Source organism: Nocardia sp. NPDC052566, from assembly GCF_044547285.1.
Classification (GTDB): domain Bacteria; phylum Actinomycetota; class Actinomycetes; order Mycobacteriales; family Mycobacteriaceae; genus Nocardia.
In genome coordinates this window covers 113,537-129,405 of record NZ_JBIUAF010000003.1, presented here as the reverse complement: position 1 = coordinate 129,405, position 15,869 = coordinate 113,537, and the positions used below count along the sequence as shown (strand labels likewise).

The following is a 15,869-nucleotide window of genomic DNA, read 5'->3' as shown; positions in this document are numbered from 1 at the left end:
GGGGATACCGGGCGAACGGCACGCTACGCTCCCCGCTATGACGACGATCACGCCGCCGCGGCGGCCATGGGCGAATTGGCGGAGCTATCTCAAGCCCCGGCCGCTGCATGCGTCGCTGATTGTTACCGCCACCGTGGCTTTCAAAGCCTTCGAGATGTCTTTTGCCGCATTGCACGATCTGGCGGTGCGCAATCTGGTGCAGCCCGACCTCGCCTCGAATGTGCCGATCGCCATCGATGGTTTGGTGGTCGGCTCGATCATCGCCACCGCCTCGTTCAAGAAAGGCGGCGCGGGCTGGTGGTACGCGACCGGGCTTTTCGTGCTGTCGACGCTGGTTTCGGTCGGCGGCAATATCGAATACGCGCGCGAGATCGGCGGCGGCCCGGTGTCGTTGGGCATCTATGCGGGCATGCCGCTGACGCTGCTGTTCGCCGTGCACCTCACCCTCATGCTCTGGTCGCGCGGCCGTGACGGCAGGCGCGGTCAGCTACGCGCCCCGCAGCTCGAGACCACGATCGCCGTACCGGATATCGCCGTGCCCGATATTCCCGAGCAGATCGCGCCGCCGCGGATCGATGCGCTGGAAGTCGCCGCGCGCGCGGGAATGGCGGCCGCCGCGCCGCTCGCGGCCAGACAGGAGTTGATCGAAAACCGCACGCTCGTCACCACCGGAGGCAACTCGTAATCAGCCGCCGGCCGAATATTTCCGTCCGATACCACAATTCAGCGATGGAGTAGACCGATGCCCCTGACCGTCTGGCAAGACCTTGGTGTTGATCAGTTCCGTGAGGTCGCATTACGACTGGCGTCCGTGATCCAGAGCAGCCCCGACAAAGCCGCCGCACTGAATCAGCTCACCGAAGCGGCCGACAGCGGGGAATCGTTCACCGACCTGTTGATCGAATACTCCGGGCGCTGGTTCAACGAGACCGGCGGGCAATCGATTCTGATCGGGCCGGAACTGTTCTGGCTGCTGTCCGAGCCGACGCCGCGCAAAATCATCAACGGCGGTGCACGCGGTCAGGAAATAATGACCGAACAGGAACACACGGTGAGTCATCGCGGGCGCAAACTGCTGCTGGTCTGCGTGCTGGAAACATTGGCGCAGAATCAGTGGGTGTCGAATGGGCTCAGCGAGCCGTACGCGGTGAACGGGATCGGGTGACCGCCTGAACCGAACTCTGTGACCGGCCGTCAGCGCGCCGCGGCGGCCGCGCAGAGCTCGTGCACCACCCGCATCTTCTCCAGCACCGGATCCGGCAGCACGAACGGGTACAGGTCGGGATGACCCATGGACCGGTTGACCATATTGAGCGCCCAGGCCAGCGGCAGCCACAGATCGATGATCTTGTCGAAACCCGAACGGCCGACCTGTGGGCGATCCAGCGTCGCGCCCGCCGGTGCGAAGCCGAACGCGGCCGCGGTATCGAGGGTGTCGCGGATGTGCAGGTAGTGGGCGAAGGTTTCGGCCCAGTCCTCGGCGGGATGCATGGTGGCGTAGGAGGACACGTAATCGGTCTCCCAGCCGCGCGGCGCGCCCTGGGAGTAGTGGTGCTGCAGCGCCGCGCGGTAATCGATGAACGGGTCACCGAAGCGCTCCTGGATCCGTTGCAGCGCTTCGTCGTCGGTGACCAGGACGGTGAAGTAGTAGTGGCCGATCTCGTGCCGGAAGTGGCCGAGCAGCGTGCGGTACGGCTCGGCCATCTCGATGCGCAGCTGCTCACGGTGCGGATCGTGCGCCTCGGCCAGATCCAGGGTGATCACGCCGTTCTCGTGGCCGGTGATGACCCGATCGCGCACGCTGGACAGCAGATCGAAGGCCAGCCCGCCGTCCGGGTTCTCCTCACGGCCGACGATCGGCAGACCCAGCTCGACCAGCTCCAGTATCAGCCTGCGCTTGGCCTGTTCGGCCTCGGCGAAGGCGGCCAGGCCCGCGCTGTCGTCGTCGTTCGGGCGGGTGCGGGTCAACCGGCAGGATTCGCACAGTCCGGATGCGCCGCCGTTGTTCGAGGCGGGCGCGGGATCGAGCACCGACTCCGCGCCCGAGTCCACGAAATCGTCGGACGGCGCGCTCGCCCGCTCATCGGACTCCGCCTCCGGTCTCGGCGTCGCATCGGTGCGCGGGACCAGCCAATTGCACTGCGCCACATGGAGGTTGTCGCAGAGGCGGAACCTGGTCCGGTCCACCACGCCCTGCGCCGAGTCGATCCACGCGTCGCCCTCCGGATCGCCGAGCACCACCAGCGCGCGTTCGGCGAGGCTGAATCCCAAAGGGCTGGAACAGGACAGGCACATCGAGTTCTCGAAGGCCAACTGCTGCCCGCAGTTGGGACAGGCGAAATCGCGCATGGCTACACCTCCACCGGGGCTACGTCGACCGAAACGGTAATCGTGCTCTCCCTGGCATCGGTGTAGATGATGCCGCGCAGGGGCGGCACGTCAGCGTAGTCCCGGCCCCACGCCACGGTGACGTATCGCTCGTCGGCGAACTGATCGTTGGTCGGATCGAAACCGATCCAGCGCCCGGTCCGATCGTGGCCGGCCTCACCGGGCACCCAGACCGCGGACCAGGCGTGCGTGGCGTCCGCGCCGACCATCCGCTCCTTACCCGGCGGCGGATCGGTGGCCAGATAGCCCGAGACGTAGCGGGCGGCCAGTCCGTGCGAGCGCAGGCAGGCCACGCCGATCCTGGCGAAATCCTGGCAGACGCCCTCGCGCTCGGCGAACACGTCGGCGACCTTGGTCGAGACGGTGGTCGACCCGGATCGGTAGGTGAAATCGGCGTGGATGCGGGTATTGAGTTCGGTCACCGCGTCGAGCAGCGAGCGGCCCGGCGTCAGCGATTCGGCGGCGTACGCGGTGACCTCGGGGGTGATCTCGGGCGGGCGCAGGTCGAGGGCGAACTCGACCGCCAGCGGACCGGTGGCGCCGGTCGGGCGGGCGTCCTCCCACGGCTGCCGCGCCGGGCCCGCCGTCAGCCGCTCCGGTTTGTCCACCTCGACCAGCGATTCGCCGGTGACCACCAGCTTGCGATGTTCGGCGGTGACATGGAAATACGAGCTGGTGTTGCCGTAGACGTCGGTGCCGATCGAGCGGTCCGACGGCAGCGGATCGACATGGATATCGTGCGAAAGCAGGCGCTGCCCGGGGAATTCGCGCGGCGTCAGGTACGCGCGGCCATAGGAGCTCGTGACGTCGTCGGAGTAGCAGTAGGTGGTGCGATGCTGCACGCGATAGCGCCGCGCCGAGCCGTTGCGGCCGATCATCCAACCACCCTCGTACTACCCCATAGCGGCTGAATGCCAAGCGGCACGGACAGTTTCGTCGCCTCGAAGGATTCGGACAGTTTGCGCAGCCGCAGGTGCACACCCTCGAGCAGATCGGCGAATTCGGCGCGCCTGCCCTCGTCGTCGGTCAGTTCCAGATCGGCCGGATCGACCCGGCTCAGCATCCGCTGCGCGTCGGCGAGCAGCCGCTGCGGCCGCGACGAACCGGTGGCGGCGGGCAGCGCCTGGAAATCCTCGTCCAGTCGCGCCAATTGATAGGCCAGCGACCGCGGATTGGTCGCGTCGAAGAGCAGCAGCCCGGCCACCGCCGAGATGCGCACCGAATCACGGTGGCGCCGACGGTAACTCACCAGCGATTCGGCGGCGCGCAGCACCGACTCGGTCACCACGTGTTCGACCTCGGCCGGATAGGTGTCGGTGAGCGCGGCCGACAGCAGATCCGTCAGCGCCAGCCCGCGCTCGATGCGCTTGCCGATATCCATGACGTACCAACCGGTGTCGCGCACCAGCGATTCGGATCCGATGCCGGACAGCGCGAGCAGCGCGGCGAGGGAGAGCGAATGCACCGCGGTCAGCGCGGCCTCCTGATCACCGCCCGAGCCACGGTATTCGGCGAGCGCGCGCTCCATCGCGCTGAGGATCATCCAGGTGTCGACCGAGAGCTGATCGCGCACCGCCCGCGCCGCCGACCCGTACCGATCGATCGCGAACGCCAGCGACCCTGGCAACTCCCGATCAATCGTCAACGCCTCCATATAGTCGTGCCCCTCCCGCGACGCTCCCGCCACCGCGGGCCACCGTGTCGCCACCACCGCCGTCCACGCTTCCTCCACCCGCGCCAGACTTCCCGCAGGGTCGGACTGCGACTGTGATTGCACGGCCCCGCCCTGCTGCTGTCCACCGGCCGATTGTGACCGCGCGGCAGCCGAACTCGATGCCGCCTGCTGCTCGCCTGCCGATTGCGCGGACACATCAGAACCTTGTCGCTGCCCACCCGCCGACTGCGACTGTCCGGACACACCAGAACCCTGCTGCTGCCCACCCGCCGACTGCGACTGTCCGGAAGCACCAGAACCCTGCTGCTGCCCACCCGCCGATCGCGACAGGCCGGATGCACCGGCCTGCGACGGCGATTGCTCCGGAGCGGGGGGTGCAGCGGCCGAACTCGACTCTCGCGCACCCGAACTCGCCGCGGCCGCGGCATCCGCTTCGTCGGCAACGCCGCTCGCGGTCGCCGACACCGGCGATTGTGGTTGTCCCGCATCCGCATCCGGCTCGGCGTCGTCCAGCGAGGCGCCGAAGACCACGGAGGCCGGGGCGATCGTCGCGGTGGATCTGGCCAGGGCCGACATCAGGACCGGGAGCGCTTCGGCGCCTTCCAGCCAGGGGCGGTAGCGGTAGTCCTGGTAGCACTCGTGGGTCGCGATGAGCAGGCGGGCAACGGATTCGGCGCGCTCGCTGTAGCGGCCCATCCAGAACAGGTCGTTGAGTACGCGGGGTGAGCTGACCGGCTCCAGCATCGGCGCGTAGGGCCGCGCGCGCTCTTCGTGCGGCGGTTCGGTGCTGATGGCGGTGACCGCCGTCGGTGCGGCGCGAACCCACACGTCCTTCGCCGCGACCTTGATCACGCTGCGATTCGGCTCCAGGCGCTGGCGCAGCTGCCCGAGCCCGCCCGCCATCGCCGTGTACCCGCCGCGGCGGGCCATCGAGAACAGCCGCATGCCGACGGGTGCGGAGGCGAGCCCGCCGTAGCCCTGCACGGCCGGGGCCACCGAGAACTGCGCCGGTTCCTGGCCGACCCACTCCCAGCCGCGCGCGGTGATCCGCGCCGCGATGTCCGCGCGTTCGGCCTCGCTCAGCTCGGGCCCGAAGCGGGTGCTCCCGTCCACCGCGGAGCGGATGATCAGCCGGTGCAGGTTCGCGATCAGGTGCGATCGCTCGAGATCGTCACCGCCCCAATACGATGGCGCGCCGTCGAGCAGCAGTTCCTCGCTGAGCAGCGCACGCGACACCCGCGGCAGGAATCCGGCCAGCGCCGGATTCTCCAGCAGCCCGCTGCCGAGCGTGTTCACCACGGTCACCGCGCCACGGCGCAGCACCTCGACCAGCCCGACCACGCCGAGGCGCGAATCCGGGCGCAGGTCAAGGGGATCGGAGAATTCCGCGTCCACCCGGCGCAGCACCACGTCGACCCGCTTCAGCGTGCCGAGCGAGCGCATCCACAGGAACCCGTCGCGGACAACGAGATCCGCGCTCTCCACCAGCGGGAAGCCGAGCGTCGACGCCAGATACGCCTGATCGAAGGCGGTTTCGGAATGCACGCCAGGGCTCAGCACCACCACGACGGGATCGTCGTCGTCGGCCACCGGCGCCGACTCGATCAGCATCAGCCGCATGGCCCGCGCGAACGGCGTCAACGGGCGCGGGCTGGAATGCTCGAACGCCTCCGGGATCGCCGTCGAGACCACCCGCCGGTCGGCGAGCGCGTACCCGGCCCCGGAGGGTGCCTGCGCCCAGTCGGCGATCACCCGGAACTGCCCGTCGCTCCACCGGCTGATATCGCAGGCATGCAGGAACAGCTGATGCCGCCCGGGAATCGTGATGCCGTGCGCGGCACGGACATACCCGCTGTTGCCGAACACCACCTCCGGCGGCAGCAGTCCGGAGGTGATGGTGCGCCGCGCGCCGTAGATATCGGTGAGCACCTCGTCGAGCACCCGCGAGCGCTGGACGAGCCCGGCCTCCAGCCTGGTCCAGTCGTCCGCGGAGACGAGCAATGGAATCGGGTCGAGCCGCCACGGCATGGGGCCCGCGGGGTCGCCGGGTCCCGCGGTCTCGATGTAGCTGATGCCGTCGTCCTCGATCAGCCTGCGTACCCGGCTGTCGAGCCTGCCGAGCCCGGTGGTGCCGAGCTCGACGAAATCGGCGGACAGCTCCGACCACATCTGCCGCACCCGGCCCTCGGTGTCGACGAGTTCGTCGTAGTAGCCCTCGGTCGGGCCGCCGCATTCGTCGTAGGCGGCGTACTGCCCGCCCTCGGCGCGATAGCGCGCGAACTGCGCGGCGATCTGCTCGCGCACGTCCGAGCCCGCCTCCATGGTCACCGCGCTGGCCTCTCTTCCACTGCCCGAGGTGTCTACCGGTCGCTGGCCGTTGTCCACACCGTCCGAGCCCGGCGAAGATCGAGGAGGCCCTGCGCTCCGACGTCGATGGACTGCGCTGCTATCTTCGCACGTAAATCCGCGAGATCGGCGCGACCGGTGGTATGTCCCCGCGCTTCGAATCGACGGTTGCGGCGAGATTGCGCAGTCACCGCGTTCACCGGTGGGTCGGCCCAGTACTGCCCGCCGGGATGAGAGACGTGATACGTGCAGCCGCCGCGCGACAGCCCGGTTTCGGCATCGAACAGGTCGAAGACCAGGGGCGCGTCCACCGTGATCGACGGATGCAGCGAATTCGGCGGCTGCCATGCCCGGTAGCGCACGCCCGCCACTTGGACGTCGGCCTTGTCGGTGGCCAGCAGCGGCACCGGCATGCCGTTGCAGGTGAGCACGTGGCGGCCGCGGTCGGCGCCGGTCACCCGCACCTGCAGGCGCTCCACCGAGGAGTCGACGTAGCGGGCGGTGCCGGTGGCGACGGTCTGCTCGCCGAGGGTGTTCCACGGTTCGATCGCGCCGCGCAGTTCGATCTCGACGGTGCCGAGCTGCACGGTGCCGATGCGCGGGAAACGGAATTCGGTGAACGGCTCGAGCCAGCTGAGCTCGAAGTCGATACCGTGCGCGCGCAGATCGGCGACCACGTCGGCGATATCGGCGAATACGAAGTGCGGCAGCAGGTAGCGGCCGTGCAGGTTCGCGCCGTGCCTGATCAGCTCGGCCCGCAGCGGCTGTGCCCAGAACCGGGCCACCAGCCCGCGCACCAGCAGCGATTGCACCATCGCCATCTGGAAGTGCGGCGGCATCTCGAAGCCGCGCAGCTCGACCAATCCCTGCCTGCCCCTTGCCGATTCGGGACTGTAGAGCTTGTCGACGCAGAATTCGGCGCGGTGGGTGTTGCCGGTGAGATCGGTGAGCAGATGCCGTAGCGCGCGGTCGATATGCCATGGTGCGCTGATCATTTCGCCGCCCGGCGCCGAAATGCCGCTCAACCTGGCGATTTCGGCGAAGGCGATCTCCAGTTCGTAGAGCGCCTCCTCGCGGCCCTCGTCGACCCGAGGCGCCTGTGAGGTCGGTCCGATGAACCGGCCGGAGAACAGGTAGGACAGCGACGGATGCCGCTGCCAGTGGGTGAGCAGCGAGACGAGCAGGTCAGGACGGCGCAGCAGCGGTGAGCGCGCGGGCGTCACGCCGCCAAGGGTGATGTGGTTGCCGCCGCCGGTGCCGCCGTGCGTGCCGTCCACATCGAACGATTCGGTGCTCAGCCTGGCCAGCCTGGCCTGCTCGTACAGGGTGGACAGCAACTCGGCCTGCTCGGCGAACGAGACCGTGGGCTGCACGTTCACCTCGATCACACCCGGATCCGGGGTCACCGAGAAGGTGCGCAGCCTGGCGTCGGCGGGCGGCGCGTAGCCCTCGAGCACCACCGGCTGATCGACCGCTACGGCGGCCGCTTCGACCCGCGCCACCAGGTCGAGGAAGTCGCCGAGCTCGCTCAGCGGTGGCAGGAAGACGTGCAGGCGGCCGTCGCGCACCTCGCCGACCAGCGCGGTCGTCGGCGCCCACGCGCCGGGCTGCACCACCGCCCGCGGCTCCGCGCGCTGATCCGGCAGCGGGCGCTGGAACAGCGGATCGCTGTCCGGCGGCACCGGCGCCCTTCGCCAGGAAATCGAATCCAGCGGCAACCGCAGCCCGACCGGAGAATCCCCCTCCGCCAGCACGATTCGCCCGGCGGGCTGATCATCCGAACGTCCGCGCCGCAACCGCCAGTCCGCGCTCGCCCACCCCGCGCCGTCGTCGCGCCGATACAGCGGCAGCACATAGGCGACCGGCTCGGTCACTGTCGCATCGAGCCGAGCGAGCATTTCGTAGCGCGCCCGCGCCGAATCGTCCTCCGGCTCGAGATCGGCGTCAGCCGGATCCCCTTCCGGCGCACGCATCGTCGCCGCCAATCGCACCAGCGGATCCTCGAACGCCGGTCGCACCTGCGTATCCGGCAGACCGAGACCGTCCGCGACATGCGCGATGAACGCCCGCGCCGTCTCGGCATCCGCCGCCCGCCGCCGAACCCGTTGCGCCACCCTGGTATCCACCGCGTGCTGCACCGGAATCTCCGACGGGACCCTCCCGCCGACCGCTCGCGGATGCCCATGCCCGGCAGAGGAGCTGCCATTCGGCGAACGATCCGCATTGCCGTCCAGCGCCTCGACTTCGCCCTCCACCGAGCCGCCATCCGTCGAGCGGCCCGCCAGCCCACTGACATCGACCGATCGCGGATTCGAATTGCCTTCTCGCAGTGCGTCGTCGCCGTCGGCTCCCGGTGGCGCAGCGGTTCCTCCCATGGCATCGCCCCTAACCACCGGCACGCTGCCAGCCGATGCGGCGCGAGCGAGCGGAGTCCACGGATCGGCGAGCAAATCTTGGCGGGTCCAGAGGGGTTGGTTGTCGGCGCGCCAGGCGACCGCGATTTCCCAGCGGGGCAACGGTTCTCCCGGGTACCACTTGCCTTGGCGGTACTGGGCGATACCGGTGGGGGCGTAGATACGGCGCAGGCGATCGGCCAGGTCGACCGCGCGTTCGCGCTTGTGCGGGCCGTCGGCCTCGGTGGTCCACTCGGGGCTGTTCTGGTCGTCGATGGAGAGGAAGGTGGGTTCGCCGCCGAGGGTGAGGCCGACATCGGCCGCGGCCATGCGGGTATCGATGGCGGCGCCCGCGGCGGTGATACGTGCCCACTGGGCCGCGTTGTACGGCAACGTGACTCGCGGGTCCTCATGCACCCGCCGGACGATATTGGCGAAATCCATGGTGGCTTCGGTGATTCCGGTAGAACCGGTGATCGGCGCCGAGGAACTCGGATGCGGTGTGCACGCCAGCGGTATGTGCCCCTCGCCCGCGAACAGGCCGGATGTCGGATCGAGCCCGACCCAGCCCGCGCCGGGCAGATACACCTCGGCCCACGCGTGCAGATCGGTGAAATCGGCAGGCGGGCCGGACGGTCCGTCCAGCGACGGCACGTCCTGCGCCAGCTGCACCAGATACCCGGAGACGAACCGCGCCGCCAGCCCGAGCTCACGCAGAATCGACACCAGCAACCAGGCCGAATCCCGGCAGGACCCGAGCGCGGCGCGCAGCGTGTGATCGGGCGACTGCACCCCCGGCTCCATCCGGATCGTGTAGTCGACATCGCGGCGCAGCGCCTGATTCAGTGCGACCAGGAAATCGATGCTGCGCGGTGCCTCGACCGCAGCGTGCGCGCGCACCCACTCCCGCACCAGCGGCCCCGGCCCCGAATTCGGCTCGGCCTCGTCCACGGGCCGCAGATACAGCTCCAGATCCGCCGCGAGCGACGGTGCGTAAGTGAACGGGAAATGCTCGGCGTACTCCTCGACGAAGAAGTCGAACGGGTTGATCACCTCGAGGTCGGCGATCAAGCCGACGGTGATCGACAGCTCCCGGCACGGCTCCGGAAACACCAGCCGCGCAAGGAAATTCCCGAACGCGTCCTGCTGCCAGTTGAGGAAGTGCGCGGCGGGGGTCACCCGCATCGAGTAGGCATCGATCCGTGTCCGCGAATGCGGCGCCGGCCGCAGTCGCACCACATGCGGGTGCACCTGCACCGACCGATCGAAGGTATAGGTTGTCCGGTGTTCGAGCGACACCTTGATGCCCATCCTCCTATTAGACAGCATGCCCTGAGCTGCACGAACGACTTCGCCGACGCCCGCGCGACCGGTTGCCGAATCGCCGTCGGCGCGACACACAGGCGGCCTCCCCCACGCGCACCCGCGCGGGTGATATGACCGAATGACAAATCGATCTCCCGGGAGGTCTCATGCGTGCGCTACTTTGTTCGGCCTGCGAATCCGCGGTGGACCACTGCCACGGCACCCTGATCGTGCATCTCGGCCGCATCGGCGAATGCACCGAGTCGGACTGTGCCGATCTCGACCAGGCTCGGCACACCTTCGTCGTCGACTGCGCGGATATCGCGGGCGGTTGCGCCTGTTCTGCGCGGATCGACGAGCTGGTGCGCCCCGCCTGATTTACCGGCTTGACAGGCGGAATGCCGCCGCCGCGACGGCGCCTCGTACGCTGATCGGATGAGCTACGACCACGTCTTGCTGCCGTCCGGTGCCGCCTCGACGCTCGCCGAGGTCGACGCGTACCTGAGTAGTCAGCAGGGCATCGCGGAGACGGAAGTGGTTGCGGCGCTGGCTGCCGCGCTGAACAAGCGCAATGCCGAACTACCCCAGGACGACACCTTCCTCAGCACCGAATCTGTCGGCGGCGCCGCCACCGGGGCCGCACTGCACGTGGCGTGCCCGTACGACGCGATCGGCTATGTCAGGCAGCTGCTGTTCGCGCTCGCCACCCCGCTGGACTACGCGGTCTACGATCCGCAGCTGGCCTGGCTGATGGATCCGGCGGACCACGTGCCCGCCACGGTCACCCACGGCGGCGCGGGCGAATTCCCGTACCTCACGAAATCACTCGCCTACCAATGGGTTTCCGGGCTGACCCCGCCGAACCCGTACCTGATCGTCGAACGCGGCGACCAGTTCTACGTCCAGACCTACCGCGACAAGTCGGGCAGCTACACCCTCGAATACCGAGATGGCGCCCCCGACAAGCACTTCGGCATCACCATCCCCGACGCGCCGACGGTCTCCGCCCTCATCTGGGACTGGGCGACCAACGACCGCACCCGTTTTCAGGCCCTGCCGTGGACTCGCGTCACCCTCTGAGACTCAGCGGTTCTGGAGAGCTCACTGGTTCTGGAGAGCGAGGCGACCGGCGAGTGCGATGAAGGACGCGCCGAAAACGCGGCGCATCCAGGTGACCACGGCGGGGCGGGAGATGACCTGGTTGCGCACCGCGGCGGCGCACACGCCGTAGACGGCGAAGACGACGAAGGTGGCGAGCATGAACACGCCGCTCAGTTCGAGCATGCGCGCCAGCGCATTCGGCGCGTCGTTCGGCACGAACTGCGGCAGGAACGCGAAGAAGAAGATGGTCAGCTTGGGATTGAGGATATTGAGCAGTACCGCCGAGGTGATCACCTTGCGCGCCGAGGAGGTATCGGCCTGCGCGTCCTCCGGCACGGTGAGCGCGCCCTTGTCGCGGAACGTGCTCCACGCCATGTACAGCAGGTAGGCGACGCCGAGGTACTTCAGCGTCTGGAAGGCGACGGCGCTCGCGTTGAGCAGTGCGGCGAGGCCGGTGATCGCCGCGATCATGTGCGGGACGACGCCGAGGGTGCAGCCGAAGGCCGCGATCACGCTCGCCCGCGTCCCCCTGGACAGCCCGGCGGCCAGCGTGAACAGCGCGCCGGTGCCCGGTGTGGCGACGATGACGAGCGTGGTAAGCCAGAACTCGATGCTCATCTCCGTCACAGTAACCTGCGGCGGCCGAAGCGCAAGCCCCAAGATCAACTAGGGCGCGGTTACAGCGCGCGCCGCCCCGAAAGCGCCCGCCCCAGCGTCAGTTCGTCCGCGAACTCCAGATCGCCGCCCATCGGCAGACCCGACGCCAGCCGAGTCACGCTGAGCCCGGGGAAGTCTCGCAGCATCCGCACCAGATAGGTGGCCGTCGCCTCGCCCTCGGTATTCGGATCGGTCGCGATGATCACCTCGGTGACATCGACGCCGTCCTCCTGATTGCCGATGCGCGCCAGCAACTCTCGAATGCGCAGCTGATCCGGCCCGATACCGCTGAGCGGATCGAGCGCGCCGCCGAGCACGTGATAGCGCCCGCGGAACTCCCTGGTCCGCTCGATGGCCTGCACGTCCTTGGGCTCCTCGACCACGCAGATCATCGTGCGGTCGCGCCGCGGATCGGCGCAGATGCGGCACAGTTCGCCGTCGGAGACGGTGCCGCACACCACGCAGAACTGCACGCCGTCGCGCACCTTCTGCAGCGCGGCCTGCAGCCGGTCGATCTCCGGCGGCTCGACCTGCAGAAAGTGAAAGGCGATGCGCTGCGCGCTCTTCGGACCGATGCCCGGCAGTTTGCCGAGCTCATCGATCAGATCCTGGACCGGACCTTCGTACAACTGGCGCGCCTCAGAAGTCGGGCAGGCCGGGCAGCGAACCGCCGAGCCCTCCGGACAGCGGACCGAGCCGTTCGGCGGCGACCTGCTGCGCGTTGGCCATGGCGTCGTTGATCGCGCCGATAACCAGATCCTGCAGGCCCTCCACGTCCTCCGGATCGACGACCTTGGGGTCGATGGTCAGCGAGACCACCTCGCCGGTGGCCTTGATCGTCACCTTGACCAGGCCGTTGCCCGCCTGCCCCTCGACCTCGGACGCCGCGATCTCGGCCTGGGCGGCCATCACCGCCTGCTGCATCTGCTGTGCCTGCGCGAGTAACTGCTGCATGTCGAACTGACCACCGGGCTGCACGGCATGTTCCTCTCTGCGGAATGTGTCGTCCGCCAGCGTAGTCGGCAGGCGGGCGTCGCACGGAGCCGCATCGCGGGTAGCGAACACCGCGGCGGGCGCCGACCGTTGGTTATGCCTAACTGTTATCGAGGGTTACAGCTTGGGATCGAACGACCGAGTGCCATCAAGATCGCCCTACCATCGAATGTGGGTCGGCTATCGGTGCGGCGATTCTGGGAGATCAGATATGAGCACAAACCGAGTTCGTCTGCTGAGCACTCTGGTGGTTTCGCTGGGAGTTCCCGGCATTTTCCTCGGCGTCGGCGGCCCTGCCTCGGCCGATTCCGGCGTCACCGCGGCGGCGGCCGATTACGGCGGCGGCTGCGTCCTCTATCCGGACGACAAGGCGGCCACCCTCGATTCGCTGCGCTTCCGATGTTCGCCCGAGCAGCAGGACGCCATCTTCCGCGACGCACCGCGCGGCGCGGTGCCGATGGGCGTGAAGGACGGCTGGGTCACCCGCCCGCCGAACCTCCAGGGCATCGCGCCCGCCCTGTGGATCGGCAAGACCTTCTACACCGGCCCCGACGGCGGGCGATTGATGAACCGGGTCACCGGCGCGGGGATCGAAGGCTTCCCCGCGGACGTCTACACCGCGCCCGCCCTGCTCGACGGACGGCCGACCTGGGCGCTGAACTACGCCCCGTCGATCGTCCCGCAGGTCTACGACGAGATCCGCGAGATCACGCCGGGCGTCTGGTTCGGCTACTCGTGGTGGCGCGGCGCCATCCAAACCACCCTGCTGCTGACATTCGCCTTGGCCTGACGCGAGATTCGCGCGACCTGCGGAGGAACTACTAGCCGCGCGGTAGCCGCATGTGCTGATACCCGGGATGCACACCGGGCGTCAGCCCCTGCTGCCCCGCGATGCGCCCCAGTAGATCGGCCAACTGTTCGTACTCCGCGTCCGATAGCGCGCCGCGGATATCGCTTTCGTGCGCGAGTGCCACCTCCGCCATACGGCCGAGCAGCTTCTGCGCCTCCGGCGTCAGGTGCAGTTCGTGATTGCGGCGGTCGGTAGGGCTGCGCCTGCGCTCGACAAGTCCCCTGCTGTCGAGTCCATCGATCAGCGCGACCACCCGGCTCGGCACCACGCCCAACTCAGCGGCCAGCGAACGCTGACTGCGCCCCGGCTCGCTCGCGATCATCCGCAAGAGCCCCACATCCGGCGGGGTCAAACCGATTTCGCCGATCCGCTCGGCGAATCGCTGCGCCGCGTGCGCACCGAGTTGCGCGAGCTGGAACGCCACCGCGCGCATCGGCGGTCGCGGCGCATCGCCCCCTTGCTCCACTTCGGTCACCGGGCTATCGTACACACCATGCAATCGTTCACTAGTCAGAACGATTCACTTCTGAGAACGGATAGCCATGGCCACTCATGCCGCCTCCCGCATAGATCACCCGCCGCGCGCGCTCGAACCGCCGCTCGGCGTACTCGGCGCCGTCGCCGCGGCCCTGTTCGTGGCCGGGCTGGTCATCAGCACTGTTCGCGCCGGTGGGAGCCCCTTTCCGTCACCGTTCAGCGACCCGGCCGACGCGCTCGCCTACTTCCGCGAGCACTCCGGCGCGGTGCGCACCGGCGCGGTGTTGCAGTTCGCCAGCGCGATTCCGCTGGCGATCTACGTGGCGACCATGGCCGCGCGGCTGCGCGCACTCACCCGGGCGCCCGGCGCGGCGCTCGCACTGGTCGGCGGCGCGCTCGCCGCGACCTTCCTGATCTGCTCCGGCCTGGTCAGCTGGGTGCTGACGGTGCAGGAGGTGACCGAGGATCCGGCGCTGGTGCGCGCGCTGCACACCCTCGCCTTCCTGTTCGGCGGGCCGGGCAATGTCGTCTCGACGGGCCTGCTGATCGCGGGCATCGCGATAACCGCCCTGCGCGCAAGGCTTTTCACCGGCTGGTTGGTCTGGGCGGGCGTAGTCATCGCGGCGCTTGGGCTGATGAGCGCGCTGAGCCTCACCTTCACCGCGGCCGCCTTCCTGCTGCCGATCGCACGCTTCAGCGGCATGGCCTGGCTCATCGCCGTCGGCTTCCTGCTGCCACCGACCCCACAGTTCGTGTCCGGCAACTGAATTCGAGAGGAATCACCGAGGATGAAGACCGAAATGACCGAGAAGCTGGTGCGTTTCCAGCGCCCGGAGAAATCGCTGCCGTACCTGAACGGTGCGGACGAGGCGCATATCGCGGCACTGTTCGGGCTCAGCGCCACCGAATACCGGGAACTCGGCGACGATTTCACCGCGCGCGCCCGCGACGCCGCCGCGCGACTGCTCGACAACCCGGATATTGCCGCGCAGGTCGATCGGCTGCCGTTCGCGGCAGGCGCGCACGTCGTCGCCCTCGGCGAGAGCACCACCGCGGATCGGCTGTCCTGGTTCGAAATCCTGCGGCACCTGCTCGAATTGCGCAGGCCCGCCGACCGGATCCGGCTCACCAACCTGGCCGTCTCCGGCAGCACCACCACTCAGGCACTGAAATCCGTTGCCGCACTCGGCTTCCTGCGCCCCGACTGGGTGCTGTGCGCCCTCGGCGGCAACGACGCGCAGCAGGTCGGCATCGGCGGCCCGCTGCTGGTCAGCGCCAACGAGACCGCCCGCAACCTGACGCTGTTGCGCTCGGAGGCGGCGCGACTGTGCGGACCCCGATGGGTCTGGCTCACCCCCGCCACCATGGATGAGGAGCTGATCGCCGCGTACCCGCACTTCCAGCAGGCCCAGATCAGTTGGACCACAAAGGATCTCGAACACACCGCGCAACTGCTGCGCGCCAGGCCCGAGCCGGTGATCGACGCGTTCGCCGCCACCACGGCCGCGGCGCAGGTCCCGATGCACATCGAGGACGGCGTGCACCTCACCCTCGAAGGCCAGCGGGCCGTGGCGATCGCCGCGGTGGCGACACTGGCCGAACTGGCCTGATCAGACCGCGATCGGGGGACCGCCGAGCGATTCACCGAAGCCCCCGCTCGCCCTGGCGACCAACAATCGCGCCG

General features: G+C 68.6%; 15 protein-coding genes. 7 read left to right on the top strand and 8 right to left on the bottom strand.

Annotated elements, in window-relative coordinates:
- The first annotated feature begins 37 nt into the window (after window positions 1-37).
- Entirely contained in the window at window positions 38-685 is a 648-nt protein-coding gene (locus ACIG5A_RS14725) for a DUF2637 domain-containing protein (RefSeq protein ID WP_397240739.1), read from the top strand.
- Window positions 686-742: 57 nt separating this feature from the next.
- Window positions 743-1,165: a hypothetical protein gene (locus ACIG5A_RS14720; protein WP_397240738.1), complete on the top strand. Its 423-nt coding sequence runs from the start codon at window positions 743-745 to the stop codon at window positions 1,163-1,165.
- A gap of 29 nt (window positions 1,166-1,194) precedes the next feature.
- Here ACIG5A_RS14720 and ACIG5A_RS14715 read toward each other — a convergent pair whose 3' ends face one another.
- From ACIG5A_RS14715 to ACIG5A_RS14700, 4 genes are read right to left on the bottom strand one after another with little or no spacing between them, the layout of a single operon-like run.
- On the bottom strand, window positions 1,195-2,349 hold the full coding sequence (locus tag ACIG5A_RS14715; protein ID WP_397240737.1) for a putative zinc-binding metallopeptidase: 1,155 nt from the start codon (window positions 2,347-2,349) through the stop codon (window positions 1,195-1,197).
- 2 nt (window positions 2,350-2,351) lie between these two features.
- Entirely contained in the window at window positions 2,352-3,266 is a 915-nt protein-coding gene (locus tag ACIG5A_RS14710; protein WP_397240736.1) for a transglutaminase N-terminal domain-containing protein, read from the bottom strand.
- Window positions 3,263-6,385 (bottom strand): circularly permuted type 2 ATP-grasp protein, encoded by a 3,123-nt coding sequence (locus ACIG5A_RS14705; protein WP_397241756.1) that lies wholly within the window; start codon window positions 6,383-6,385, stop codon window positions 3,263-3,265. Before ACIG5A_RS14705 ends, ACIG5A_RS14710 begins: the two co-directional genes overlap by 4 nt.
- 38 nt (window positions 6,386-6,423) lie before the next feature.
- Window positions 6,424-10,113 (bottom strand): DUF2126 domain-containing protein, encoded by a 3,690-nt coding sequence (locus ACIG5A_RS14700; protein ID WP_397240735.1) that lies wholly within the window; start codon window positions 10,111-10,113, stop codon window positions 6,424-6,426.
- 161 nt (window positions 10,114-10,274) lie between these two features.
- Between ACIG5A_RS14700 and ACIG5A_RS14695 the strand changes: the two genes are divergently transcribed.
- Entirely contained in the window at window positions 10,275-10,484 is a 210-nt protein-coding gene (locus tag ACIG5A_RS14695; RefSeq protein WP_397240734.1) for a hypothetical protein, read from the top strand.
- A 58-nt stretch (window positions 10,485-10,542) separates the two neighbouring features.
- Window positions 10,543-11,187 carry a hypothetical protein gene (locus tag ACIG5A_RS14690; RefSeq protein WP_397240733.1) on the top strand — a complete coding sequence of 215 codons (645 nt, stop codon included), beginning with the start codon at window positions 10,543-10,545 and terminating at the stop codon, window positions 11,185-11,187.
- A gap of 21 nt (window positions 11,188-11,208) precedes the next feature.
- On the opposite strand, the gene ACIG5A_RS14685 is transcribed toward ACIG5A_RS14690, so the two are convergent.
- The 3 genes from ACIG5A_RS14685 to ACIG5A_RS14675 are packed head-to-tail and all read right to left on the bottom strand — an operon-like array spanning window position 11,209 to window position 12,843.
- Complete coding sequence (locus ACIG5A_RS14685; protein ID WP_397240732.1) at window positions 11,209-11,826, bottom strand: LysE family translocator; 618 nt, start codon at window positions 11,824-11,826, stop codon at window positions 11,209-11,211.
- A 59-nt stretch (window positions 11,827-11,885) separates the two neighbouring features.
- Complete coding sequence (gene recR / locus ACIG5A_RS14680; RefSeq protein WP_397240731.1) at window positions 11,886-12,494, bottom strand: recombination mediator RecR; 609 nt, start codon at window positions 12,492-12,494, stop codon at window positions 11,886-11,888.
- Window positions 12,495-12,504: 10 nt separating this feature from the next.
- Window positions 12,505-12,843 carry a YbaB/EbfC family nucleoid-associated protein gene (locus ACIG5A_RS14675; RefSeq protein WP_397240730.1) on the bottom strand — a complete coding sequence of 113 codons (339 nt, stop codon included), beginning with the start codon at window positions 12,841-12,843 and terminating at the stop codon, window positions 12,505-12,507.
- A gap of 226 nt (window positions 12,844-13,069) precedes the next feature.
- Between ACIG5A_RS14675 and ACIG5A_RS14670 the strand changes: the two genes are divergently transcribed.
- Entirely contained in the window at window positions 13,070-13,648 is a 579-nt protein-coding gene (locus ACIG5A_RS14670; RefSeq protein ID WP_397240729.1) for a hypothetical protein, read from the top strand.
- A gap of 31 nt (window positions 13,649-13,679) precedes the next feature.
- Here the strand turns inward: ACIG5A_RS14670 and ACIG5A_RS14665 are convergent, their stop codons facing one another.
- Window positions 13,680-14,183: a MarR family winged helix-turn-helix transcriptional regulator gene (locus ACIG5A_RS14665; protein ID WP_397240728.1), complete on the bottom strand. Its 504-nt coding sequence runs from the start codon at window positions 14,181-14,183 to the stop codon at window positions 13,680-13,682.
- A 67-nt stretch (window positions 14,184-14,250) separates the two neighbouring features.
- Between ACIG5A_RS14665 and ACIG5A_RS14660 the strand changes: the two genes are divergently transcribed.
- Together ACIG5A_RS14660 and ACIG5A_RS14655 are read left to right on the top strand one after the other, a co-directional pair.
- Window positions 14,251-14,952, top strand: coding sequence for a hypothetical protein (locus ACIG5A_RS14660; protein WP_397240727.1), 702 nt, complete (start codon window positions 14,251-14,253; stop codon window positions 14,950-14,952).
- A 21-nt stretch (window positions 14,953-14,973) separates the two neighbouring features.
- Complete coding sequence (locus ACIG5A_RS14655) at window positions 14,974-15,795, top strand: SGNH/GDSL hydrolase family protein (RefSeq protein ID WP_397240726.1); 822 nt, start codon at window positions 14,974-14,976, stop codon at window positions 15,793-15,795.
- Window positions 15,796-15,869: the final 74 nt, after the last annotated feature.